This window comes from Massilia sp. KIM, assembly GCF_002007115.1.
Taxonomy (GTDB): Bacteria; Pseudomonadota; Gammaproteobacteria; order Burkholderiales; family Burkholderiaceae_D; genus Telluria.
In genome coordinates, this window is record NZ_MVAD01000002.1 from 91,535 (window position 1) to 114,669 (window position 23,135).

25 protein-coding genes are annotated in these 23,135 nt (G+C 67.2%); 12 read left to right on the plus strand and 13 right to left on the minus strand.

The window, feature by feature from the left end:
- Positions 1-95 precede the first annotated feature (95 nt).
- The gene (gene cls, locus B0920_RS15160) at positions 96-1,373 is read right to left on the minus strand and encodes a cardiolipin synthase (protein ID WP_078033502.1); all 1,278 of its coding nucleotides are present in this window, start codon (positions 1,371-1,373) and stop codon (positions 96-98) included.
- 72 nt (positions 1,374-1,445) lie between these two features.
- On the minus strand, positions 1,446-1,715 hold the full coding sequence (locus B0920_RS15165) for a GlsB/YeaQ/YmgE family stress response membrane protein (RefSeq protein WP_078033503.1): 270 nt from the start codon (positions 1,713-1,715) through the stop codon (positions 1,446-1,448).
- Between the two features lie 286 nt (positions 1,716-2,001).
- Between B0920_RS15165 and B0920_RS26140 the strand changes: the two genes are divergently transcribed.
- Positions 2,002-3,507: a hypothetical protein gene (locus tag B0920_RS26140; RefSeq protein WP_229455640.1), complete on the plus strand. Its 1,506-nt coding sequence runs from the start codon at positions 2,002-2,004 to the stop codon at positions 3,505-3,507.
- A gap of 91 nt (positions 3,508-3,598) precedes the next feature.
- Here the strand turns inward: B0920_RS26140 and B0920_RS15175 are convergent, their stop codons facing one another.
- Genes B0920_RS15175 through B0920_RS15185 form a run of 3 tightly spaced genes read right to left on the minus strand, consistent with a single transcriptional unit; the run spans position 3,599 to position 5,289 of the window.
- Positions 3,599-4,165: a YceI family protein gene (locus B0920_RS15175; RefSeq protein ID WP_078033504.1), complete on the minus strand. Its 567-nt coding sequence runs from the start codon at positions 4,163-4,165 to the stop codon at positions 3,599-3,601.
- Positions 4,166-4,189: 24 nt separating this feature from the next.
- The gene (locus tag B0920_RS15180; protein WP_078033505.1) at positions 4,190-4,741 is read right to left on the minus strand and encodes a YceI family protein; all 552 of its coding nucleotides are present in this window, start codon (positions 4,739-4,741) and stop codon (positions 4,190-4,192) included.
- Entirely contained in the window at positions 4,738-5,289 is a 552-nt protein-coding gene (locus tag B0920_RS15185) for a cytochrome b (RefSeq protein WP_078033506.1), read from the minus strand. The genes B0920_RS15180 and B0920_RS15185 overlap by 4 nt, the downstream gene beginning before the upstream one ends.
- A gap of 189 nt (positions 5,290-5,478) precedes the next feature.
- On the opposite strand from B0920_RS15185, the gene B0920_RS15190 reads away from it, so the two are divergent.
- Positions 5,479-7,428, plus strand: a complete 1,950-nt coding sequence (locus tag B0920_RS15190) for a TonB-dependent siderophore receptor (RefSeq protein ID WP_078033507.1) — start codon at positions 5,479-5,481, stop codon at positions 7,426-7,428.
- 34 nt (positions 7,429-7,462) lie between these two features.
- On the opposite strand, the gene purB is transcribed toward B0920_RS15190, so the two are convergent.
- The gene (gene purB / locus B0920_RS15195; RefSeq protein ID WP_078033508.1) at positions 7,463-8,842 is read right to left on the minus strand and encodes an adenylosuccinate lyase; all 1,380 of its coding nucleotides are present in this window, start codon (positions 8,840-8,842) and stop codon (positions 7,463-7,465) included.
- Between the two features lie 160 nt (positions 8,843-9,002).
- Here purB and B0920_RS15200 point away from each other — a divergent pair, with 160 nt between their 5' ends.
- A complete protein-coding gene (locus B0920_RS15200) occupies positions 9,003-9,617 on the plus strand; it encodes a glutathione S-transferase N-terminal domain-containing protein (protein WP_078033509.1) in 615 nt (204 codons plus the stop codon).
- 8 nt (positions 9,618-9,625) lie between these two features.
- Positions 9,626-10,567, plus strand: a complete 942-nt coding sequence (locus tag B0920_RS15205; RefSeq protein ID WP_078033510.1) for a PfkB family carbohydrate kinase — start codon at positions 9,626-9,628, stop codon at positions 10,565-10,567.
- Positions 10,568-10,612: 45 nt separating this feature from the next.
- On the opposite strand, the gene bfr is transcribed toward B0920_RS15205, so the two are convergent.
- Both bfr and B0920_RS15215 read right to left on the minus strand, forming a co-directional pair.
- The gene (bfr, locus tag B0920_RS15210; protein ID WP_078033511.1) at positions 10,613-11,083 is read right to left on the minus strand and encodes a bacterioferritin; all 471 of its coding nucleotides are present in this window, start codon (positions 11,081-11,083) and stop codon (positions 10,613-10,615) included.
- A 303-nt stretch (positions 11,084-11,386) separates the two neighbouring features.
- Positions 11,387-11,596 carry a (2Fe-2S)-binding protein gene (locus tag B0920_RS15215; protein WP_078033512.1) on the minus strand — a complete coding sequence of 70 codons (210 nt, stop codon included), beginning with the start codon at positions 11,594-11,596 and terminating at the stop codon, positions 11,387-11,389.
- 302 nt (positions 11,597-11,898) lie between these two features.
- Between B0920_RS15215 and B0920_RS15220 the strand changes: the two genes are divergently transcribed.
- The 3 genes from B0920_RS15220 to B0920_RS15230 are packed head-to-tail and all read left to right on the plus strand — an operon-like array spanning position 11,899 to position 14,299.
- Positions 11,899-12,159, plus strand: a complete 261-nt coding sequence (locus tag B0920_RS15220; RefSeq protein WP_078033513.1) for a FeoA family protein — start codon at positions 11,899-11,901, stop codon at positions 12,157-12,159.
- A 3-nt stretch (positions 12,160-12,162) separates the two neighbouring features.
- On the plus strand, positions 12,163-14,040 hold the full coding sequence (locus tag B0920_RS15225; RefSeq protein ID WP_078033514.1) for a ferrous iron transporter B: 1,878 nt from the start codon (positions 12,163-12,165) through the stop codon (positions 14,038-14,040).
- Position 14,041: 1 nt separating this feature from the next.
- Complete coding sequence (locus B0920_RS15230; RefSeq protein WP_078033515.1) at positions 14,042-14,299, plus strand: DUF6587 family protein; 258 nt, start codon at positions 14,042-14,044, stop codon at positions 14,297-14,299.
- A gap of 27 nt (positions 14,300-14,326) precedes the next feature.
- Here the strand turns inward: B0920_RS15230 and B0920_RS15235 are convergent, their stop codons facing one another.
- On the minus strand, positions 14,327-14,713 hold the full coding sequence (locus tag B0920_RS15235; protein WP_229455645.1) for a hypothetical protein: 387 nt from the start codon (positions 14,711-14,713) through the stop codon (positions 14,327-14,329).
- 72 nt (positions 14,714-14,785) lie between these two features.
- The gene (locus B0920_RS15240) at positions 14,786-15,661 is read right to left on the minus strand and encodes a DUF72 domain-containing protein (protein WP_078033516.1); all 876 of its coding nucleotides are present in this window, start codon (positions 15,659-15,661) and stop codon (positions 14,786-14,788) included.
- A gap of 121 nt (positions 15,662-15,782) precedes the next feature.
- On the opposite strand from B0920_RS15240, the gene B0920_RS15245 reads away from it, so the two are divergent.
- Genes B0920_RS15245 through B0920_RS15255 form a run of 3 tightly spaced genes read left to right on the plus strand, consistent with a single transcriptional unit; the run spans position 15,783 to position 17,681 of the window.
- Positions 15,783-16,454: a glutathione S-transferase gene (locus tag B0920_RS15245; protein WP_078033517.1), complete on the plus strand. Its 672-nt coding sequence runs from the start codon at positions 15,783-15,785 to the stop codon at positions 16,452-16,454.
- Between the two features lie 25 nt (positions 16,455-16,479).
- The gene (locus B0920_RS15250) at positions 16,480-17,265 is read left to right on the plus strand and encodes a 5'-3' exonuclease H3TH domain-containing protein (RefSeq protein WP_078033518.1); all 786 of its coding nucleotides are present in this window, start codon (positions 16,480-16,482) and stop codon (positions 17,263-17,265) included.
- A gap of 14 nt (positions 17,266-17,279) precedes the next feature.
- On the plus strand, positions 17,280-17,681 hold the full coding sequence (locus tag B0920_RS15255; RefSeq protein WP_078033519.1) for an ANTAR domain-containing response regulator: 402 nt from the start codon (positions 17,280-17,282) through the stop codon (positions 17,679-17,681).
- Between the two features lie 7 nt (positions 17,682-17,688).
- Here the strand turns inward: B0920_RS15255 and B0920_RS15260 are convergent, their stop codons facing one another.
- Complete coding sequence (locus B0920_RS15260) at positions 17,689-18,438, minus strand: GAF domain-containing protein (protein WP_078033520.1); 750 nt, start codon at positions 18,436-18,438, stop codon at positions 17,689-17,691.
- A gap of 172 nt (positions 18,439-18,610) precedes the next feature.
- Here B0920_RS15260 and B0920_RS15265 point away from each other — a divergent pair, with 172 nt between their 5' ends.
- Together B0920_RS15265 and B0920_RS26280 are read left to right on the plus strand one after the other, a co-directional pair.
- Positions 18,611-20,395: an EAL domain-containing protein gene (locus B0920_RS15265; RefSeq protein WP_078033521.1), complete on the plus strand. Its 1,785-nt coding sequence runs from the start codon at positions 18,611-18,613 to the stop codon at positions 20,393-20,395.
- Between the two features lie 333 nt (positions 20,396-20,728).
- On the plus strand, positions 20,729-21,433 hold the full coding sequence (locus B0920_RS26280) for a PEP-CTERM sorting domain-containing protein (RefSeq protein WP_078033522.1): 705 nt from the start codon (positions 20,729-20,731) through the stop codon (positions 21,431-21,433).
- Between the two features lie 77 nt (positions 21,434-21,510).
- Here the strand turns inward: B0920_RS26280 and mnmA are convergent, their stop codons facing one another.
- Positions 21,511-22,614, minus strand: coding sequence for a tRNA 2-thiouridine(34) synthase MnmA (gene mnmA / locus B0920_RS15275; RefSeq protein WP_078033523.1), 1,104 nt, complete (start codon positions 22,612-22,614; stop codon positions 21,511-21,513).
- 17 nt (positions 22,615-22,631) lie between these two features.
- The gene (locus B0920_RS15280; RefSeq protein ID WP_078033524.1) at positions 22,632-23,114 is read right to left on the minus strand and encodes an NUDIX hydrolase; all 483 of its coding nucleotides are present in this window, start codon (positions 23,112-23,114) and stop codon (positions 22,632-22,634) included.
- Positions 23,115-23,135 lie beyond the last annotated feature (21 nt).

Genomic DNA, 23,135 nt, shown 5'->3' on the forward strand with positions numbered 1-23,135 from the left:
GGGCTCGAGCATCCGAGAGTATCCGTAATCCAAGGACGCGTCGTCAACCGATATTTCTGCTGCGCACGCCGGGCTTTTCCTGTGGAAACACGTCTTTACAGCTGCTTGCCGACCAGGGACACCAGCCAGGTGCTGAGGCGCTGCCACCAGGGCCGCTTGGCGAACTTCTGTGGCGTCACCGGGGTGGCGCGCACCCAGTCGGCCTCGAACAGTTCGACGTGGCGGCGCGCGAACTCCTCGTCCATCACGTTGAGGTTGGCCTCGTCGTTGATGCTGAAGGAGCGGTTGTCGAAATTGGTCGAGCCCACCGAGACCAGCAGCGAATCGACGACCAGGCATTTAACGTGGTACATGGTCGGATCGTATTCCGAGATCTGGACCCCGGCCGCCAGCAGTTCCGGCCAGCGCTCGCGCGAAGCGGCCTTGACCAGGTCGGAGTCGATGATCTTGCCCGGCGTAATGAGGCGCACGCGCACGCCGCGCTTGGCGGCCGCGATCAGGGTCTTGATGGTGAGGTCGTCCGGCACGAAGTAGGAGGCCGAGAGGTCGATGGTCTTGCGCGCCGCCGTGATCGCCATCAGGTACATCAGGTGCATCGATTCGCTGCCGCCGGTCGGCGAGCTGGAGAACATCTGGGCGGGCTTGTCGCCTGCTGGCGCGAGGGCCGGGAAGTATTCGGGACCGTCGAGCACCATGCCGGTGGCCTTGGTCCAGTTGTCGATGAACACGGCCTGGATCTGGCCCACCACCGGGCCCTCGACGCGATAGTGGTTGTCGCGCCAGTGCTCCTCGTCCTGGGCGTTGCCGCGCCACTGGTCGGCGATGCCGACCCCGCCCGTGAAGCCGATCTTGCCGTCGATCACGAGCAGCTTGCGGTGGGTGCGGTTGTTCAGGCGCGCCAGCTTCCACCACACCGGCTTGTGGTAGCGCTGCACCTGCACGCCGGCGTCCTTCATTTCCTGCAGCAATTCGTTGTCCATCTTGATGCTGCCCATGAAGTCGAGCATCAGGTGGACCTTCACTCCGGCACGGGCGCGTTCCGACAAGGCCTTGGAGAATTCCTTGCCGATCGATTCGGACCAGTAGATATAGGTTTCGAAGGTGATCGTCTCGCGGGCCGCGCGGATCGCCTCCAGCATGGCGGGGAAGATCTGGTCGCCATTGACCAGGACCTCGACCTTGTTGCCTTCGAGGATAGGGGGCCCGAGCAGGACGCCGAGCGAGCGGCGGAACTGCGGGTCGTGGGTATCGTATTGGCGCGTGAGCTGGCGTTCGATCTGCTTTTCGCTCGGCATGAAATTCAATGCGAGGAAGCCGACGATCAGCGTCACGACGCAGGTGATCAAAGCCGTCCAGAACATTTTCGAACTCATCAGTCAGTGCTCAGGGACAAAAAAACCAACGCGCACGGCGTTGGTTTTATAAGGGGCTACTCACTAGTCTTATTAGCGTACACGGCCGCGGCGCAGCAGGTTCACGATGGCCAGCAGGATGACGGCGCCCAGGAACGAAACCAGGAGCGACGACACGCTGAAGTCATCCGAGTTGATGGTGCCCGAGCCAAACAGCGGCGAGAGCAGCCAGCCACCCAGGAAGGCGCCAACGATACCAACGACCACGTTGAGAATGATGCCCTGCTCTGCGTCGGTCTTCATGACCATGCTGGCAAGCCAGCCCAAGATACCACCGACGACGATCCAGATGATGAATAACATGGTGATTCCTCCTCTTAGTGGAAAAACATACCCCAGGCCAATTGATTGCCGTGGCCATGGGAAAAAGTCTAATGATCCGAGCCCGTCGGGTCGGTGCGGCAACGAACGTTAGATGGCGTTTTCGCAAGGCTGTTCGGCCCTGCTCAAAAAGCCTGCGGCAGGGTGCGTCAGCGAACAGAAGCATAGGGGTGCGCGGCATAAGGTTCCACTACTTGCAACACCGTTCAGCAAGACCATCTTTGAGCAAGGCTTCGGCTTCCGATTCCAGACTGAGAAAGGATTCATCATGAGCAGCTACGATAACAACCAGGACAAGAATTCGCGCATGGTCACCGGCCTGTTCCCTGACCGCGCCAGCGCCGAGCGCGCCTATGGCTCGGTCGCCGACCGCGGCTACGGCCGCGACGACGTCAACCTGATGATGACGGACAGCACCCGCAAGACCCACTTCGGCGACACCGACACCGAACTGGGCAGCAAGGCCGCCGAAGGCGCGGGCATCGGCGCCGGCATCGGCGGCACCATCGGCGCGGTGCTGGCCGGCATCGCCGCAGTCGGCACCACCCTGGTCCTGCCGGGCCTGGGCATCGTGGTCGCAGGTCCCCTGGCGGCCGCACTGGCGGGCGCCGGCGCGGGCGGCATCACCGGTGGCCTGATCGGCGCGCTGATCGGCGCCGGCATCCCGGAAGACCGCGCCGCCCATTACGAGGAAGGCATCAAGCAGGGCGGCATCCTGATGGGCGTGCGCGCCCGTTCGGACGAGGACGCCGCCCACTTCGAGCGCTCCTTCAAGGAACACGGCGGCTCGCACGTGATCGGTACCGGCCTGGGCGCCGCCGGCGGCGCGGTGCTGGGCGCCGGCATCGGCGCGGCTGCCGGTCCGGTCGGCATGGCGGCCGGCGCCGCGATCGGCGGCATCGCCGGCGGCATCGCCGGCAAGGGCGCGGCCGAAGTCGTGAATCCGAAGTCGGGCGACGACCTGGCCGAGCACCACCTGGCCAAGGGCGTGGGCGCCGGCACCGGCGCCGCCCTTGGCGCGGCGGCCGGCACCGCGGCCGGTCCGATCGGCATGGCGGCGGGCGCCGTGGTGGGTGGCCTGGCGGGCGGCGCTGCCGGCCGCGGCGCGGGCGAAGTGGTGAACCCGAAGTCCGACGACGAACTGCGCGACCATAACCTGGCCCAGGGCGTGGGCGCGGGCGGCGGCGCGGCAGCCGGCGCGGCAGCGGGTTCGGTGGCCGGCCCGGTGGGCGCGGCGGCCGGCGCCGTGATCGGCGGCCTGGCCGGTGGCGCTGCCGGCAAGGGCGTGGGCGAAGTGGCCAACCCGAAGTCGGGCGACGAGCTGCACGACCATAACCTGGCCAAGGGCGTGGGCGCGGCGGGCGGCGCAGTGGCCGGCGGCGCGACCATCGGCGCGGCGGTCGGCGGCCCGGTGGGCATGGTGGCCGGGGCCGGCATCGGCGCGGCCGTGGGCGGCGCCTTGGGCAAGGGCGTGGGCCACATGGTCAACCCGCACGACGAGGACGTCCACTGGCGCAACTCGTACCAGACCCAGCCGTACTACACCCCGGGCTACACCTATGACGACTATGCGCCGGCCTATGCGCTGGGCTACAACAGCTATGGCAAGTACCCGGGCAACTACGACGCCAACGAAAGCCACCTGTCGGGCGAATGGGACCGCGTTAAGGGCAATTCGCGCCTGAGCTGGGAGCAGGCCAAGCAGGCCACCCGCGCCGCCTGGCACAAGGTCGAGCGCGCCATTCCGGGCGACGCCGACGGCGACGGCCGCTGATCGCGAGAGTGGAAGAGGGCGCCCGCGGCGCCTTCAAAAAAACAAAAGCCCCACGGCGCAAGCCGTGGGGCTTTTTCCTTGGAGCGGAAGCTTACTGCTTGATCGCTTCCACCTGGATCGCCAGCTTCACTTCCGGCGAGAACATCGGCAGGCCCTTGGTGATGCCGAAGTCGGCGCGGTTGAACTGGCCGGTCACGTCGGCGCCGCAGACTTCGCGCTTGAGCATCGGGTGCTGGATGCACTTGAACTTGTTGATGGTCAGGGTCAGCGGCTTGGTCACGCCCTTGAGGGTGAATTCGCCATCGACCGAGGCCGGCACATCGCCGTTGAACTTGATCGACTTCGACTTGAAGGTCGCGGTCGGGAACTTGGCCGCGTCGAAGATGTCATCCGCCTTGGCGTGCTCGTTCATCTTGTCGTGACCGAAATCGATGCTGTTGATGTCGACCGTGATGTCGAGCGAGCCGGTCTTCTTGGCGCGGTCCAGGACGATCGTGCCGTCGCTGCTGTTGAACTTGCCGCGCCATACCGAGATGCCCATGTGATCGGCTTCGAAGCTCGGATACGTGTGGTTCTTTTCGATCTTGTAGGTATCGGCCGCGAATGCGGTGGTGGCGGCAAGTGCAGCCAGTGCTGCGACGATGTGCTTGATTTTCATCTGCAAAATCCCTTGTTGAGGTGATTACGGAGCCGCGCTGACGCGGAATTTGATGACGACTTCATCGGCGACCATGCTGGTGTCCTTCCACTCGCCTTCGCCAATATTGAAGGCCAGGCGCCGGATTGGCAACTGGCCCTCAAACACTTGCTTGCCGCCTTCGGTCTTGGTGCTGAGCGGGAAGCTCACGTTGGCGGCCTTGCCCTTGATGGTGAGGGTGCCTGCGACCGTGAGCTTGCCGGCGCCGGCCGGGGTGATCGAGGTCGACACGAAGCTCGCTTTCGGGAACTGGGCCGAATTGAACCACTCCTTCTTGGCGACTTCCTTGTTCATGTCCGCGTCGCCCAGGTCCAGGCTGGCGGTCTGGATCTCGACGCTGGCCTTGGACGCGGCCGGCTTGGCGGCGTCATAGTCGATCTGGGCGCTGAAGTTCTTGAACTTCGCTTCGACCGGCACGTTCATCTGCTTGAACACGGCCGACACGCTGCTCCTGGCGGGATCGGTCTTGAGCGGGGCGGCGCCGGCGAGGGCGCTGGCCAAGAGGGTGCCCAGCAACAGGGCCTTCATGGGTTTCATCGTTTCTCCTGAGTGGAAGAGGAAAAGGGAAGCATGCGCGCCATCACGCCGTCGCGGTCGACCAGCAGGTGCTTGAAGGCGGCCGCCACGTGCACGCCGACCAAGCCGGCGAGCAGCATGTTGAGCCAGTAGTGGACGCCCTTCAGGAGGTCCTTGAGGGCGGGATCGGGATCGATCAGCACGGGCAGGGGGATCATCCCGAAATAGACCACCGGCACGTTGGCGGCGAGGCTGTAGAAATAGCCCGACAGCGGCACGGCGAACATCAGGATGTAGAGCAGCCAGTGCAGGCCGTGGGCGGCGCCGCGCTGCCAGGCCGGCATCTCGTCGGCGTATTCGGGCGGGTGCTTGAACAGGCGCCACAGCAGGCGCAGGGCGGCCAGGGCCAGCACGGTCACGCCGGCCCATTTGTGCCAGGAATAGTACTTCAGCTTGGTCGGCGTCAGGCCGGGGATCTCGGTCATGACCAGGCCGAGCGTGAAGGCGCCGATGATCAGGATGGCGATCAGCCAGTGCAGGGCGATGGCGGTGTTGGTGTAACGAGGCATGATGTTTCTTACAGGAAATTCGTTCGTGTTAGAACCAACTATAGCAAAAAACGTCTTGACGTGCTGACGAGCCCATTTTTTTGCTGAAACACACTAGCACGGTATTGCACAGTGTGCACGATTCGGCCACTCAGAATGTAAAATCGGCTACAACGCGAAGAATTACAAATTACCGGGCGCAACTAAACCATGAGAAAGCCTCTGCGAGTCACCACCCTTTCCCGCCTGCTGGCGTCCTGCCTCGGACTGACGCTGGCGCTGCCGGCGCTGGCGGAGCGGGGTGAGGTGCAGGCCGACGACCTGGCCGACCTCTCGATCGAGGAACTGGCCAACATCCAGGTGACCTCGGTGTCCAAGCGCCCCGAGCGCCTGCAGGATGCTGCCGCCTCGGTGTTCGTGATCACCAACGACGACATCCGCCGCTCCGGCGCCGCCACCCTGCCCGAGGTGCTGCGCCTGGCGCCCAACCTCTATGTGGCGCGCTCCAGCAGCCACGGCTATTCGATCAGCGCGCGCGGCATGAACACCAGCGGCAATTCGGTCTCGAACAAGCTGCTGGTGCTGGTCGACGGCCGCAGCGTGTATACGCCGCTGTTCGCCGGCGTGTTCTGGGACGCCCAGGACCTGGTGCTGGAGGACATCGAGCGCATCGAAGTGGTGAGCGGGCCGGGCGGGGTGCTGTGGGGCCTGAACGCGGTCAATGCGGTGATCAACATCAGCACCCGCTCGGCGCGCGATACCGCCAGCACCCTGGCCGCCGCCCGGGTCGATACCGATGGCGGCAGCGCGGTGGTTCGCCACGGCCGCGCCGAGGGTGAACTGGCCTGGCGCGCCTTCGCCCAGGTGAGCAAGCACGACAACACCGAACTGGCCAGCGGCGCGCCGGTCAACGACAGCTACCGGCGCTGGCTGGCCGGCATGCGCGCCGACTGGGCGCGCGGGCGCGACCGGGTAACCGTGAACGCCAACCTGATCCGCGGCCGGCTCGAGCAGCCGGAGCCGGGCGCGCTGACGGTCACCGGCTTCGATCCCCAGCTCGACCGCATCGAATCCGACGGCGCCAACCTGACTGCGCGCTGGGACCGCAGCCTCGACGGCGGCGCCGGCCTGAGCGTGCAGGCCTATGTCGACCACACCTCGCGCAAGGTGCCGCCGCTGTTCTCGGAGCGCCGCACCACGGCCGACCTGCAGTTCCAGCACACCCTGGCGCCCTGGGGCGCGCATAGCGTGGTGTGGGGCGCCAACGTCCGCCACAGCCGCGACCGCATCGACAACGGCGAGATCGTGGCCTTCCTGCCGGCGCGCAGCAGCCAGCGCTGGGCCAGCCTGTTCGTGCAGGACGAGATCGCGCTGCGCGAGGACTGGCGCCTGACCCTGGGCAACCGGGTCGAGTACAACGAATACACGGGCGCCGAATGGCTGCCCAGCCTGCGCCTCTCGTGGCGCCTGTCGCCCCACCACGCCTTCTGGAGCGCCGCCTCGCGCACCGTGCGCGCGCCCTCGCGCCTGGACGTCGACACCTTCATCCCGGCGCGTCCGCCCTACCTGCTGCGCGGCGGCCCCCAGGTGCGCGGCGAAGTGGCCAAGGTGTTCGAACTGGGCTACCGCGGCCAGCCGCTGCCGGAGCTGTCCTGGTCGCTGACCCTGTTCCACCACGACTACGACGACCTGCGCACCCAGGAGATCGACCCCAGCGGCACCTTCATCACCTTCGCCAGCCTGATGGAAGGCCGCTCGACCGGCGTCGAGGCCTGGGGCGGATGGCAGGCGGCGCGCAACTGGCGCCTGTCGGCCGGCTTCACCGCCATGCACCAGAGCCTGCGCCTCAAGCCGGGCAGCAACGACATCAACGGCCCGCGCATGGCCGAGCGCGATCCGCGCCATACCTGGCAGCTGCGCTCGAGCCATGCCATCGACGACAGCCGCGAGCTCGACCTGATGCTGCGCCGGGTGGGTGCGACCTTCGGGGTGGAGTCGTACACGGCGCTGGATGCGCGCTTCGGCTGGCGCCTGCGCCCGGGAATGACGCTGTCGGTGTTCGGCGAGAACCTCACCGGCAGCCATGCGGAATACGGTCCGGTGGCTTACCGGACCGAGATCGAACGCCGGATCGGCGTGAAGGCGGTGTGGGAGTATTGAAGGCGGTGGACGGCGGCGCCGTCCACCTTGCGCCTCAGATCGCAGCCGCCAGCTTGGCGGCCAGGCCGATGTAGTTCGACGGCGTCATCGCCAGCAGCAGGTCCTTGGCGTCCTGCGGAATCGCCAGTCCCTGGATGAACTCCTGCAGCGCTTCGCGGGTGATGCCCTTGCCGCGCGTGAGTTCCTTGAGCTGCTCGTAGGGGTTCTCGATGCCGTAGCGGCGCATCACGGTCTGCACCGGCTCGGCCAGCACTTCCCAGCTCGCGTCCAGGTCCTGCTCCAGGCGGGCGGCGTTCACTTCCAGCTTGTTCAGGCCGCGCAGGCAGCTGTCGTAGGCCAGCAGGGCGTAGCCGAAGCCGACGCCGATGTTGCGCAGGACGGTGGAGTCGGTCAGGTCGCGCTGCATGCGCGAGACCGGCAGCTTGTCCGCCATGTGGCGCAGCACCGCGTTGGCCAGGCCCAGGTTGCCTTCCGAGTTCTCGAAGTCGATCGGGTTGACCTTGTGCGGCATGGTCGAGGAACCGATCTCGCCGGCCTTCAGCTTCTGCTTGAAGTAGCCGAGCGAGACATAGGTCCAGATGTCGCGGTTCAGGTCGAGCAGGATGGTGTTGGCGCGCGCGACCGCGTCGAACAGTTCGGCCATGTAGTCGTGCGGCTCGATCTGGATGGTGTAGGGGTTGAACACCAGGCCCAGGCGCTGTTCGATCACTTCCTTCGAGAAGGCCGGCCAGTCGAAGCCCGGATAGGCCGACAGGTGGGCGTTGTAGTTGCCGACCGCGCCGTTCATCTTGCCCAGGATCTCGACCCCGGCGATGCGCTGCACGGCGCGCTGCAGGCGCGCGACCACGTTGGCGAATTCCTTGCCCAGGGTGGTCGGGCTGGCGGTCTGGCCGTGGGTGCGCGAGAGCATCGGCAGGGCCGCGTTGACGTGCGCGATCTCGGTCAGCTTGGCGATGATGGCGTTCAGGGCCGGCAGCAGCACGCCGTCGCGCGCGGCCTTGAGCATCATGCCGTGCGAGGTGTTGTTGATGTCTTCCGAGGTGCAGCCGAAGTGGATGAATTCGCTGGCCGCCACCAGTTCCGGCACGTCCTTGACCTGCTCCTTGAGCCAGTACTCGACCGCCTTGACGTCATGGTTGGTGACCGCCTCGATTTCCTTGATGCGCGCGGCGTCCGCTTCGCTGAACTCGGCCGCCAGCTTGTCGAGGTGGGCGTTGGCCTGGGCCGAGAAGGGCTTGATCTCGGCGAAGCCGGCCTGCGACAGGGCCTGCAGCCACGCGATCTCGACCTTCACGCGGTGGTGCATGAAGCCGGCTTCCGACAGGATCGGGCGCAGCTTGTCGGTTTTGGCGGCGTAGCGCCCGTCCAGGGGGGACAGGGCCGACAGGGTAGGGGAGGGAGCGGTAGAGGTCATGGCGGGCGGGGAGAGTGCAAAAACGCCGATTCTACCACTGGCGGCGCGCCGGCCGGCCAGCGCGGTCCTTGCGCCCGGCCCGGATTGCGCCGCGTCCGGGGCGGACTGTGCGCCAAGGGGCGATGCTATACTGTCATCCAATCTTCCTCTCTGAGCATGTATGAAACTCATCGGTTCCGTGACCAGTCCCTACGTCCGCAAAGTCCGTGTCGTGATGGCGGAGAAAAAGCTCGACTATAGCTTCATCCAGGAGGATGTCTGGGCCCCCGCGACCACCATCCAGCAGACCAACCCGCTGGGCAAGGTGCCCTGCCTGGTGATGGAAGACGGCAGCACGCTCTACGATTCGCGCGTGATCGCCGAATACCTCGACACCCTCACCCCGGTCTGCAAGCTGCTGCCGCCCAACGGCCGCGAGCGCGCCTCGGTCAAGGTGTGGGAGGCGCTGGCCGACGGCGTGCTCGACGCCGCCGTGCTGGTGCGGCTCGAGAAGGTCCTGCGCCCCGAGCAGCAGCAGAGCCAGGACTGGATCGATCGCCAGTGGGGCAAGGTGCACGCCGGCCTGCGCACCATGTCCGAGGACCTGGGCGACGACGCTTTCTGCATGGGCATCCACTACACCCTGGCCGACGTCGCGGTCGGCTGCGCGCTGGGCTGGATCTCCTTCCGCTTCCCCGACATCGCCTGGCGCGAGGACTATCCGAACCTGGCGCGCCTGTTCGACAAGCTGTCCGAGCGCCCCTCCTTCCGCGACACCGTTCCCTTCCTCGCCTGAGGCGGCGCATGAACCTCCCCGCCACGCTGCTCAGCACGGCCGTCTTCGGCGAAGCCCTGGTCGACGACTTCAGCACCGAGCAGGTGGTCGGCGGCGCGCCCTTCAACGTGGCGCGCCACCTGGCGGCCTTCATGGCGCCGCAGCTGATGATCACCCGCATCGGCAACGACCGCCTGGGCCAGCTGGTGCGCGCCGAATTCGAGCGCTTCGCCATGAGCGAGGCCGGGCTGCAGACCGACCCGATCGAGGAGACCGGCCGGGTGCTGGTCGAGCGCGGCGCGCGCGGCGGGCACCGCTTCACCATCCTGCCCAACCAGGCCTACGACTTCATCGACCGCGAGGCCGCGGCCGCCGCGGCTGGCCGGGCGCAGGCGGGGATCGTCTACTTCGGCACCCTGGCCCAGCGCCACGAGCGCTCGCGCGCGGCCCTGGCCGGCGTGCTCGAGGCCACCCACGCGCTGCGCTTCCTCGACCTCAACCTGCGCGAAGGCCAGTTCGACGAGCGCTGCGTCACCCGCTCGCTGCATGCGGCCAACGTGGTCAAGGTCAACGAGGAGGAGTTGCAGGCGCTGTTCGGCTGGTATTTCCAGATGAAGCCCGAGGATCCGCCGCTGTCGGCCGAGGAAGTGCACGCCTCCTGCCAGGCCTTGCTGCGCATGTTCTCGCTGGACGCCCTGATCGTCACCCTGGGCAGCCGGGGTTCGGCCTATTTCGGCGCGGACGGGCAGGTGCTGCACCACCGCGACAATCCGGCGCCGCCCTTCATCATCGACACGGTGGGGGCGGGGGATGCTTTCGCGGCGATCTTCCTGCTCGGGAAGGTGCGCGGCTGGGCGCTGGAGCAGACGCTGGCGCGGGCCAACGAATTCGCGGGGGCGGTGTGCGCGATTCCCGGGGCGGTGCCGCGCGACCTGGGTTTCTACGACAGGTGGATGGCGCGCTGGCGCTAGGGCGCCAGGCGCGGGCCGGCGGCGCGCGGCGCCGCCGGTGAGACCTTACTCGGCCATCTGGCTCTGCAGGTAGTTCTGGATGCCGATCTTGACGATCAGGTCGAGCTGGGTCTCCAGCCACTCGATGTGCTCCTCGGTGTCTTCCAGGATTTCCAGCAGCAGGTCGCGCGAGACGTAGTCGTGCGCCACCTCGGCCGCCGCAATGCCTTCCTTGACCGTCACCTGGGCCGCGCGCTCGAGCTTGAGGTCGCATTCCAGCATTTCCTGGGTCGATTCGCCGATCAGGAGCTTGTGCAGCGCCTGCAGGTTGGGCAGGCCGTCCAGCATCAGGATGCGGTCGATCAGCTTGTCCGCATGCTTCATCTCGCCGATCGACTCCTCGTACTCCTTCTTGCCGAGGCGCTCGAAGCCCCAGTGGCGGTACATGCGCGCGTGCAGGAAGTACTGGTTGATCGCGGTGAGCTCGTTGGTCAGCTGCGCGTTCAGCAGACGGATGACGTTTTGATCGCCTTTCATGGTGCTTGCCCTTGGTGTTTTTGAATGGGCTCCATGATAGCAAACCGGCAGGCCCCGGTCGCCCTCCAAAGGGCGAAATCTTGCGAAGAAACCGCGAAAAATCGCAGCAAAATCCACAAAACAGGGCGTAATGGAAAGCGTTCTCACTCCATCTTGAGAACGCTTCTCGCTACCGCGCGAAGCGGCCCCGAACGGGGCTGGAGGCGCGCCCAATGCGCGAGTCGGATGTTCGGGAGAATGGGCGGGATGTCAACGACGAAGCCCCGTCGCGGAACGGGGCTGGAGGCGGGTTCAGCGAGTGGATCAGGCCGCTTGCGGGACGCGGCGCACTTCGGTGATGGTGGTCTTGCTGTCGATGTGCTCGTGCAGGACTTCGCGCGCATAGCTGACGCATTTGCCGCACATGGTGCCGACGCCGAGTTCCTTGCGCAGTTCGGCCATCGAAGAGATGCCCAGGTCGGCCGCCTGGCGGATTTCACGGTCGGAGATGTTGTTGCAGACGCAGACGATCATGTGAATCTTTTCCTTGCCGGTTTGGCTTGTCGGTTCGGCAGTTGCCAGTTGATCTATAAAATGCGAATCATTCTCATTTGCGTTGCCATTCTCCAGAATTTCTGCGGCGAACGCAAGCGAATTTTGCGATCCGAGCGCCAATTTTTTAAGCGATATCAGCCTGCAAATAGAAATAATTCGCATTTAGGTTTATGATGCTGGTATCTGTTTCATCCGCGCTACATCACCTGGTTCCCCGCCCCGGCGAGGACGACGGTGCTTGTACGCTTTTCATCCCGCAGCACCTACGCACGGACGCGACCATGACCCTTGCTCCTTCCCTCACCACGCTCGACTCGCTCAAGGCCGGACAGAGCGCCACCGTGATCCACCTGGCTCCGCACACCACGCAGCAGGGCGGCACCGACGTCCAGCGCCGCCTGATGGAACTCGGCTTCGTGCCCGGCGAGCGCATCCGCGTGCTCAAGCGCGTGCTGGGCGGGCCGCTGGCGGTCAAGGTCGGGCAGTCCACCTTCGCGCTGCGCCGCTTCGAAGCGGCCCTGGTGTCGATCCAGCCGGAATAAACAATGGGTGTCATGGAACAACAGGTGGCGTCGCGCACGCCCCTGGTCGCATTGCTCGGCAATCCCAACTGCGGCAAGACCGCGCTGTTCAACCGCCTTACCGGCGCACGCCAGAAAGTCGCGAACTACGCCGGCGTGACCATCGAACGCAAGGAAGGCAGCTTCACCTCGCCGGGCGGTCGGCCGTTCCGCGTGCTCGACCTGCCGGGCGCCTACAGCCTCAACGCCCAGACCCCGGACGAAGTCATTACCCGCGACGTGGTCGGCGGCCTGCGCGCCGGCGAACAGGCGCCCGACGCCATCGTCTGCGTGGTCAACGCCACCAACCTGCGCCTCAACCTGCGCCTGGTGCTGGAGCTCAAGCGCCTCGGCCTGCCGATGCTGCTGGCCCTGAACATGGTCGACGTCGCCAAGAAGCGCGGCATCGTGATCGACACCGCGGTCCTGTCGCGCGAACTGGGCATGCCGGTGGTCGAGACCGTGGCGGTGCAGGCCGGCGGCGAGCAGAAGCTCCTGGCCGCCCTCGACCAGATGGGCTTCGGCGCCCCGGTCGCGCCCAATCCCCTGTCCGCCATCGACGAGGTGCCGGTCGAGCAGACCCAGAAGGAAGTGCGGCGCATCCTCGCGCTGGCGGTCTCGGAAGCCAACGACAAGGGCAACCTGAGCGAGCAGATCGACCACGTGGTGCTGCACCCGGTGGCCGGCCCCGCCATCCTGGCGCTCCTGATGTTCCTGGTGTTCCAGGCGGTGTTCACCTGGGCCGCCACGCCGATGGACATGATCGACGCCGGCGTCGCCGCGCTGGGCGAGCAGGTGGGCGCCCTGATGAGCGAAGGCCCGCTGCGCAGCCTGATCGTGGACGGCATCATCGCCGGCGTGGGCAGCGTGCTGGTGTTCCTGCCGCAGATCCTGATCCTGTTCTTCTTCATCCTGATCCTGGAAGACTGCGGCTACCTGCCGCGCGCGGCCTTCCTGCTCGACCGCCTGATGGGCAGCGTCGGCCTGTCGGGCCGCGCCTTCATCCCGCTGCTGTCCTCCTTCGCCTGCGCGATTCCCGGCGTGATGGCGGCGCGTACCATCCAGAACCCGCGCGACCGCCTGACCACCATCATGATCGCGCCCCTGATGACCTGCTCGGCGCGCCTGCCGGTGTATGCGCTGCTGATCGCCGCCTTCATCCCGGACCGCCAGGTGGCCGGCTTCATGAACCTGCAGGGCCTGGTGCTGTTCGTCCTCTACTTCGCCGGCATCGTCAGCGCGATGGCGGTGGCCTGGTTCCTCAAGCGCCGCGCCAGCTACACCCAGCAGCCCCTGATGATGGAGCTGCCGGCCTACCACTGGCCGCACCTGGGCACCCTGGCGATCGGGCTGTGGGAACGCGCCAAGATCTTCCTGATGCGGGTCGGCACCGTGATCCTGACCATGATGGTGCTGCTCTGGTTCCTGTCGAGCTTCCCGGGCGCGCCCGAGAACGCGACCCATCCGCCGATCTACTACAGCGTGGCCGGCATGCTGGGCCGCGCGCTGTCGGTGCTGCTGGCGCCGATCGGCTTCGGCTGGGAGATCGCGATCGCCCTGATCCCAGGCATGGCCGCGCGCGAAGTGGCGGTGGCCGCCCTGGGCACCGTATACGCGCTGTCGGGCGGCGACGAAGTGGGCGACACCCTGGCGCCGATGATCGCCCAGAGCTGGTCGCTGGCCACCGGCCTGGCGCTGCTGGCCTGGTACGTCTACGCGCCCCAGTGCATCGCCACCCTGGCCACGGTGCGCCGCGAGACCGGCAGCCGCCGCTACGCCTTCGCCATGGCCGGCTACATGTTCGCGCTGGCCTATGTGGCCGCCTTCATCACCTACCGCGTGGCGCTCGCGCTCGGAGGCTGAGATGCAGGAACTGGCGGTCGGGATCATCGTCGTGCTGGCCGCGCTCTACCTGGGCGCGAAATACCTGCCGGCCGCCTGGCGCCGCAAGCTGGTGCATCGCCTGTCGCAGGGCGGGGAGCGCTCGGCGCTGGTGCGCTGGCTGGACACCTCGGCCAGCTGCGGCAGCGGCTGCGACAGCTGCAACACCTGCGAGCCGGCCGCGCCCCAGCCGCCGGCCGGGGGCAAGCACCGGGTGATCAAGCTGCACGAGAAGCGCTGAGCTGGCCGCCGCGGCCGCCTGCGGCGGCTACTCCTTGCCGGCCTCGGTCACCACGTGCCAGACCCCGCCGACCCCATCCCCGGTCTTGTCCCCTTCCTTCTGGTCCTTGATGAAGGTGTAGAGCGGTTTGCCCCTGTGCACCAGCTGCTTGCTGCCGTCCTCGCGCGTGATGCTCGAGTAGGGCGGATTGAGCCGCATCCCGGCCGCGTTCACCGGCGGCCAGTTCTTTGCGCAGGTCCCGCTGCAGGCGCTGCGCCCACCCCCCGCTTCATCCTTGTCGAAGGTGTAGACGGTCTTGCCGTTGGCGTCGACCAGCACGCCGTTCGCGCTGCGCAGCGGCGTGCCGTCCGCCGCGAGCGCGGGCCCGGCCAGCAGCAATGCCAGGGAGAAAATTCCAACTTGCATAGGCTTCATGGCGACCTCCTGATGTGAAAGGGTAGCCCGTCCATTCTAGCCCCGCGGCGCCGAAGTGCACGCCGCAATGCATCATGGGCCCTGCAGCGCCGCGATCAGGCGCTGGGCGTCGTAGGGCGCATGCACCTTGATGTCGTTGTCGAAGTAGCAGTAGACGTCGCGCGCGGCGCGCCGCGGCGGCGCCCGCTGCGCGATCAGGCGCGCGTCCGGCGGCTGGCCGCCGTCGCGCCAGGCGCGGATGCGGGCGGCCCAGTGCGCGATCGCCGCGTCGTCGTAGCCGCTGGCGTAGAGCTCCTTGTCGCCATGCAGGCGCAGGTAGACGAAATCGGCGGTGAGGTCCTCGAACTGCGGCCAGCGCCCGGCCGTGTCGGCCACCACCAGGGCCACCTTGTAGCGGCGCAGCAGGGCCACGAAGGCCGGATCCACGAAGCTCTCGTGGCGGATCTCGACCGCGTGCCGCAGCGGCCGCCTGGGGCCGGGGTCGAGCATGACCCTGCCTTCCATGCGCGGCTCGTGGCGCAGGGCGCGCTCCAGCGCCGCATCGGTGTCGCGCGGCAGCAGCGACAGGAAGTGTTCGAAGCGTTCCGGCTCGAAGGCGAAATTGGGCGGAAACTGCCACAGGAAGGGGCCGAGCTTCTCGCGCAGCGCGAACACGCCCGAGGCCAGCACGTTGGCCAGCGGCGCCTCGACCTCGCGCAGGCGCAGCATGTGGGTCAGGAAGCGGTTGCCCTTGACCGCGAACACGAAGCCGGGCGGGGTGGCGGCGTACCAGGCGGCATAGCTGGCCGGCCGCTGCAGGGCATAGAAGGAGCCGTTGATCTCGATGCTAGCCAGCCGGCTGGCCGCGTATTCCAGCTCGAGCCGCTGGGCCAGCCCGGGCGGATAGAAGCTGCCGCGCCAGGGCGCGTAGCGCCAGCCGGAAATGCCGATGTAGGTTGCGCCGCTCATCCGGCCACGATAGCGCCGGGCCCGCTAGCGCATCGTGCGCTGGCGCACCCAGCCGAGACAGTTGTTGGCGGGCGCGCAACAGTGCTAAGCTTGCCGCCTCTATCACTTCGCCAGGTACCTCATGATCGTCGTCCATCACCTGAACAATTCGCGCTCGCAGCGCATCCTGTGGCTGCTGGAGGAACTGGGGCTGGACTACGAGATCAAAAAGTACCAGCGCGATCCGAAGACCATGCTGGCCCCGCCCGAACTGCGCGCCGTCCACCCGCTCGGCAAGTCGCCGGTGATCAGCGACGGCGACACCGTGGTGGCCGAGTCGGGCGCCATCATCGAATACCTCACCGGCCGCTACGGCGACGGGCGCCTGGTGCCGCCCGCGGGCACGCCCGAGCGCCTGCGCTACACCTATTTCCTGCACTTCGCCGAAGGCTCGGCCATGCCGCCCCTGCTCATGAAGCTGGTGTTCGACCGCATCGAGAACGGCCCCATGCCCTTCTTCGCCAGGCCGATCGCGCGCTCGATCGCGCGCAAGGTGAAGGAGAGCTTCATCCAGCCCAACATCCGCAAGCAGTTCGACTTCCTCGAGGCGGAGCTGGGCAAGACCGGCTGGTTCGCCGGCGCCGCGTTCAGCGCCGCCGACATCCAGATGAGTTTCCCGCTCGAGGCGGCGGCTTCGCGCGCGGGCCTGGGCAGCCAGTATCCACGCCTGGCTGCCTTCCTCGACGCGATCCACGCGCGCCCGGCCTACCAGCGCGCGCTCGAGCGCGGCGGCAAGTACGACATGGTCAAGTAAGCGGGGCGCGCACGCCATTCACGACATGGATAAACAGGCAAAGCTGCTCGCGATCGACGGCCTGAACATCGTGCGCCGCGTCTACGAGGCCAGCCCCGAGCCGGACTCGGACCTGAAGGCCGGCATCGCGCTGCGCCACGCCTTCTCGTCCTTCCGCAAGCTGCTGGAGGCGCACGAGCCGACCCACGTGCTGGCCGCCTTCGACTACGGCGGCCAGACCTGGCGCCACGCGCTCTATCCGCGCTACCGCGAGGGCCGCGCCGCCATGCCGGCCGAGCTGCGCGCGGCCCTGCCCGAGTTCCACGAGCGCCTGCGCGGCGCCGGCCTGCAGGTGGTGATGGTGCCCGAGGTCGAGGCCGACGACGTGATCGCCACCGGCGTGATGCGCTGGCTGGCGGAAGGGCGCGGCAGCGCCATCGTCGCCACCACCGACAAGGACCTGCACCCCCTGATCGCGCACGGCGCCCTGGTGTGGGACCATTTCAAGGGCGAGTGGCACGACGACGCCTGGGTGCGCCAGCGCTTCGGGGTCGCGCCCGAGCTGCTGCACGACCTGCTGGCGCTGATGGGCGACCCCACCGACGGCGTGCCGGGGGTGTCCAAGATCGGCATGAAGACCGCGGCCCGCCTGCTCAACGCCTACGGCAGCCTGGACGCCGTGGTGGCCGGCGCCGGCATCCTCAAGACCCCGCTGGGGGAGAGGCTGCGCGCCGAGCGTGAGATACTCGCGGTGTCGCGCGAGCTGGTGCGGCTCAAGCTCGACGTGCGGCTGGGCGTCAGCTGGAACATGCTGGCCTACGAATCGTTCTAGAAGGGACAAGCGGGATGCTGAAGGCTTTGATCGTGGATGCGAGCGCGGTGTCGCGCGGACTGCTCAACACCGTGCTGACCGACGGCGGCTACAACGTGGTCGGCCAGACCCACACCAGCAGCGCGGCCTACCTGCTCGCGCTCAAGCACCAGCCGCACTTCATCTGCATCGCGCGCGAGCAGGTCGAGGACGGCAACCAGGTGGTGGAGCAGCTGCGCGCCGAGCTGCCCAAGACCCTGATCTTCATCGTCTCGGGCACCCTCGACGCCCAGGCGGTGCAGGAGGCGCTGGCGCGCGGGGTGCATGGCTTCATCGTCAAGCCGTTCAAGGCCGACACCGTGCTCAAGACCATCCGCAACACGGTGATCGCCTGGGTCAAGAAGCAGCAGGGGCAGGGCGGGGCCCAGGAGTCCTAGCAGAGGGTTAGGCGCGCCGCCTGATCTCGTCCGCGGCGATCGCCGCCAGCTCGCGCAAGGCCCGCAGTTCGCGCTCGCGCAGCCGGCGCGCCTCGCGGTCCAGCACGCACAGCGTCCCGAACGGCAGCCCGTTCGCATCCAGCAGCGTGTACCCCGCATAGAAGCGGATGTGCGGCTCCCCGGTCACCAGCGGGTTGTCGCGGAAACGCGCGTCGTCCGCCGCATCCTCCACCACGAAGGGCCCCGGCTCCTGCACGATCGCATGGCTGCAGAAGGCCCACTCGCGCGGCGTCTCAGGCAGGGCCACGCCGACGCGCGACTTGAACCACTGGCGGCGCGAGGACAGCAGCGTGAGCAGGGCCATCGGGCATTCCGTGACCTGGGTCGCCAGCCAGGTCAGGCGGTCGAACACTTCCTCCGCCGGGCTGTCCACCAGCCCGCTGGCCGCCAGCGCGGCCAGGCGCTCGGCTTCGTTGTCCGGCACCGGATAGCCGGGCGCGGGATCGGGCAGGAATTCGCCGTCGGCGTCGACCGCCGCGCGCGGGCGCTGCGGCGTCGGCGCGGGCGGCTCCACCCCGCGTTCCTGCAGCAGGTGCAGCACGGCGCTCATGCGCACGCGCCGGTGGCCGCCGGGCGTCTTCCAGGTCGGCAGGGCGCCGCTCTCCATCCACAGCTGGGCGGTGCTGACCGCCACCCCGAGCAGGCGCGCCGCCTCGCGGGTGGTCAGGATCGGATCGTTGTCGGGATGGGCGCGCATGGAAAGGCCTGTCTTCTAAATGCTGGCGATTCTACACCAAACAACTAAATTTGACGAATTTACTGGTTCTGTACAGAAATTTGTTGACCGGCACCGTCAAATCAGGAAACAATGCTTTCCTGAATCATCAATTTCATCAATTTGCGCAAATCGTCTGCGACATCGGATCCCCATGCCTTCATTGCATCACCCGCCGCGCGAAACGGCGCGCCTCGAAGCCCTGCGCCGCCTGGAGCTGCTGGACACGCCGCCGAGCGAATCCTTCGACCGCATCACGCGCATGGCCGCGGCCCTGTTCCACCTGCCGGTGGCCGCGGTGTCGCTGACCGACAGCGAGCGCCAGTGGTTCAAGTCCAAGGTCGGGGTCGGGCACTGCGAGATTCCGCGCTTGCGCGCTCCCTGCGCGGCGGTGGCGGACGAGGGCAGGATGCTGGTGATTCCCGACCTGCTCGAGGACGCGCATTTCCGCGACAGCACCCTGGCCGGACAGGGCGTGCGCTTCTACGCGGGCGCGCCCCTGATGACCAGCGATGGCTACTGCCTGGGCGCGCTGTGCGTGCTCGGCCTCGCGCCGCGCCAGGCCAGCGAGGCCGAGTGCGCCGCGCTGCAGGACCTGGCGGCGATGGTCATGGCCCAGATCGAGCTGCAGCACGCGCTGGGACGGATCGATCCCACCAGCGGCCTGCCCAACCGCCAGCAGTTCATCAGCGACGTGCGCGACCTGCGCCTGGCCGAGGAGCCCGGCGCGCAGCGCCTGGCGGCCCTGGTCAGCCTGGCCAGTCCCGAGCAGTTGAGCGAGGCGCTGCGCGTGATGGGCGCGGCCTATCTCGACGAGATCGTGCGCGAGGCCCAGCCACAGCTGCGCCAGCTGGCCGGCGGCGCCAAGCTGTACCAGGTAGGCAGCACGCAATTCGCTTTCGTCGCCGCGCAGGACGCGCAGCTCGACGACTTGTGCGCGCACATGCTCGAGTGGCTCGCCACGCGCCAAGCGGCCGGCCAGGCGCGCTTCATCACCACCACCACGATCGGCGTGGCGCCCTTCACGGTCGGCTTCAGCAAAGGCCTGGACGTGCTGCGCAACATGCATAGCGCCGCCCACGACGCCCTGGGCGCCGAACGCGGCGTGCGCGTGTTCTCGTCGGAGCAGGACGCGGTCTACCGGCGCCGCTTCTGGCTGGTGAGCGAATTCGGGGCCGCGCTCGAGCGCCCGCAGCAGCTGCGCCTGGTGTTCCAGCCCAAGGTCGGCCTTGGCGACGGCGCCTGCGCCTCGGTCGAGGCCCTGCTGCGCTGGACCCACCCGGAGCACGGCCCGGTGTCCCCGGCCGAGTTCATGCCGGTGGTCGAGGGGACCTCGCTGGCGCGCGCCACCACCGCCTGGGTGCTGGAGGCGGCGCTGGACCAGCTCGCCGCCTGGCGCGCCGAGGGCCTGCGCCTGCAGGTCGCGGTCAACGTCTCGGCGGTCAACCTGGAGGAGCCGGATTTCTGCGAGCGCATCCTGGATGGCCTGGCGGCGCGCGGCCTGGACCCGGCCAGCCTGGCGCTGGAACTGACCGAGAGCGCACTGATGCGCAATCCCCAGGCCGCCCACGCGGCGCTGGAGCGCCTGGCGGGCGCCGGCGTGCAGCTCGCGATCGACGATTTCGGCACCGGCTACAGCAGCCTGGCCTACCTGCAAAGCCTGCCGGCCAAGGTGGTCAAGATCGACCAGTCCTTCGTGCGCGGCATCGGCCACGATGGACGCAAGCGCGCCCTGGTGGAAACCATGATCAAGCTGGCCCACGACCTCGGGCACGACGTGGTGGCCGAGGGCGTGGAAACCGAGGACGAAGCCCGGGTGCTGCGCGCCGCCCGTTGCGACCAGGCCCAGGGCTTCCTGTATGCGCGGCCGATGGAGGCCCTGGCTCTCGGAGGCTGGCTGGGGGAGCGCGAGCTGGCCGCGCTCGCGCAGCCGGCGTGAGCCGCGTTCCGGTTACCGGAGCCGGCCGGGCCGGGCGATCGGGGAATTGCTCATGCAGACATGAATTTTGTTGCTGTGAAGTATTTTTAGAATCCGCCGCGCAATGAGGATTCCCGCATATTCAGCCATGTTCTGGCCGGGATAAGCCTGTTATTGTTGAGAAATAGAAAGACTGTCGCAAAACTTTACACAAGAGTTTAACAGTTCGTACATATATGAATTTAAACTTTTGATTTAAAAGCAAATGTAACCGTGGCACACGACTTGCTTAGAGGCATGGGCGCGATCCGAGGGATCCGCGACTCATTCACCATGCTTAAAGGAGAACCCGTAATGCCACGCATCCTGCGTACCGTCCTGCTGCCCATCCTGCTGTGCGCCAGCGCCATCTCGGCCCACGCCACCCAGATCGCCGTGTTCGGCTCCCCGGCCAACGGCCTGAAGAACTTCAACGACACGGTCGCCGCCGCCAACGGCAGCGCTACCCATGACAAGTGGGAGAACCTGTCCGGCGGCTACAGCTTCGACCGCGGCAACTACACCGTCACCCGCAACAATGGCGGCTACCTGGCGCCGGAGACCTACGGCGACCTGTCGGGCCAGGTGGTCAGCATCGATCCCGTGGACGATGGCGACGGCGGCAAGGGCAGCGGCGTGACCCTGAGCTTCAAGTCGGCGGTCAACGCGATCGGTTTCGAGGTCGGCGACTGGGGCACCTGCTGCCTCCCGTCGGCCCTCTACATCTCCTTCGACGGCGGCCAGGCAATCCGCGTCGGCCTGTCCGAGCAGCCAGGCGATGTCGAGTTCGACGGCAAGGACGAAGTCTTCGTGGGCGCCTTCGACGACGCCGGCTCCTTCACCACCGTGCAGTTCTGGGGCGACGGCTTCGGCGAATACCTGCTGTTCGGCGGCACCGTGCACTACGCGCTGATCGACGAGGGCAGCCTCGAGGTGCCGGAACCGGCGTCGATGGCGCTGGTCGGCCTGGGCCTGGCCGCAGCCGGCCTGGCGCGCCGCCGCAAGGCCGTCAAAGGCTGAGGGAAGGGAAGGAAGAAGGGCGCGCGCGGGCAGGCATGGCATGCCCGCCCGGGTGGGCCGGCAAGATGGGCGGCCTCTCAGGCCGCCGACCTGGCGTCGATGATGCCGCCGCCGAGGCAGACGTCGCCGTCGTACAGCACGGCCGACTGGCCCGGGGTGACCGCCCACTGCGGGTCGAGGAAGTCGAGCGCGAAGCGCTCCAGCCCCTGCGGGCTGACCGTGCAGGCCACGTCGGCCTGGCGGTAGCGGGTCTTGGCCGAGAGCGGTCGCGCATCCGGCGCCTCGCCCGCGATCCAGCTGGCCTGGCCGGCCTCGAGGCGGTTCGAGAGCAGCCACGGATGGTCGTGGCCCTGCACGATGTAGAGGGCGTTCTCGGCGATGTCCTTGCGCGCCACGAACCAGGGTTCGCTGGTGCCGTCCGGGTTCTTGCGCGACTTCAGGCCGCCGATGCCGATGCCCTTGCGCTGGCCCAGGGTGTAGAAGGACAGGCCGACGTGCTCGCCGACCACGCTGCCGTCGTCCAGCCTGATCGGACCCGGCTTATAGGACAGGTAGCGGTTCAGGAAGTCGCGGAAAGGGCGCTCGCCGATGAAGCAGATGCCGGTCGAGTCCTTCTTGGCGGCGTTGGGCAGCTTGAGCTTCTCGGCGATCTTGCGCACCTCGGTCTTGGCGATCTCGCCCAGCGGGAACAGCGACTTCGAGAGCTGCGCCTGGTTCAGGCGGTGCAGGAAGTAGCTCTGGTCCTTGGTGTGGTCGAGGGCCTTGAGCAGCTCGAAGCGCTCGCCGTTCTGGCGCACGCGCGCGTAGTGGCCGGTCGCGATCAGGTCCGCGCCCAGCTTCATCGCGTGGTCGAGGAAGGCCTTGAACTTGATCTCGGCGTTGCACAGCACGTCCGGGTTGGGGGTGCGGCCCGCCTGGTACTCGCGCAGGAATTCCGCGAACACGCGGTCCTTGTATTCGGCGGCGAAGTTGACCGCCTCGATGTCCACCCCGACCACGTCGGCCACGCTGGCCGCGTCGATCCAGTCCTGGCGGGTGGAGCAGTATTCGGAATCGTCGTCGTCTTCCCAGTTCTTCATGAACAGGCCGATCACCTCGTAACCCTGTTCCTTCAGCATCCAGGCCGCGACCGAGGAGTCGACGCCGCCCGACATCCCGATCACGACTTTTTTCTTGCTCATGGTCTTTCCGTCTTGGTTCAGATCCCGCCTTCGAACACCGAAGGGTGGGTGTACAGCAGGTGCAGCGGGGTGCGATGGCCGGCCAGGTAGTCGTCCACGCACTGCAGCACGATCGGACTGCGGTGGCGATCGACGGTGGCGGCGATCTCGTCGCGCGTCATCCACAGGGTGCGCAGGATGCCCTCGTCCAGCGGCTGTTCGAGCTTGCGCCCGGCCTCGCCGCAGAAGGTGAAGCGCAGGTAGGTGACGTCGACGCCGCGCGACTTCGAGTGGTAGCGCGACATGTACATGCCCACCAGCGCGCGCGGAATGAATTCGTGCGCGGTTTCCTCCAGCGCCTCGCGCACCACGGCCTGCTCGAGCGATTCGTGCGGGTCGAGGTGGCCGGCCGGCTGGTTCAGCTTGATGCCTTCGCTGGTCTCCTCCTCGATCAGCAGGAAACGGCCATCGCGTTCGATGATCGCGGCCACGGTAACTGATGGTTTGAAGATATCGGTCATGCCTGTCCTTGAAAATGAGCC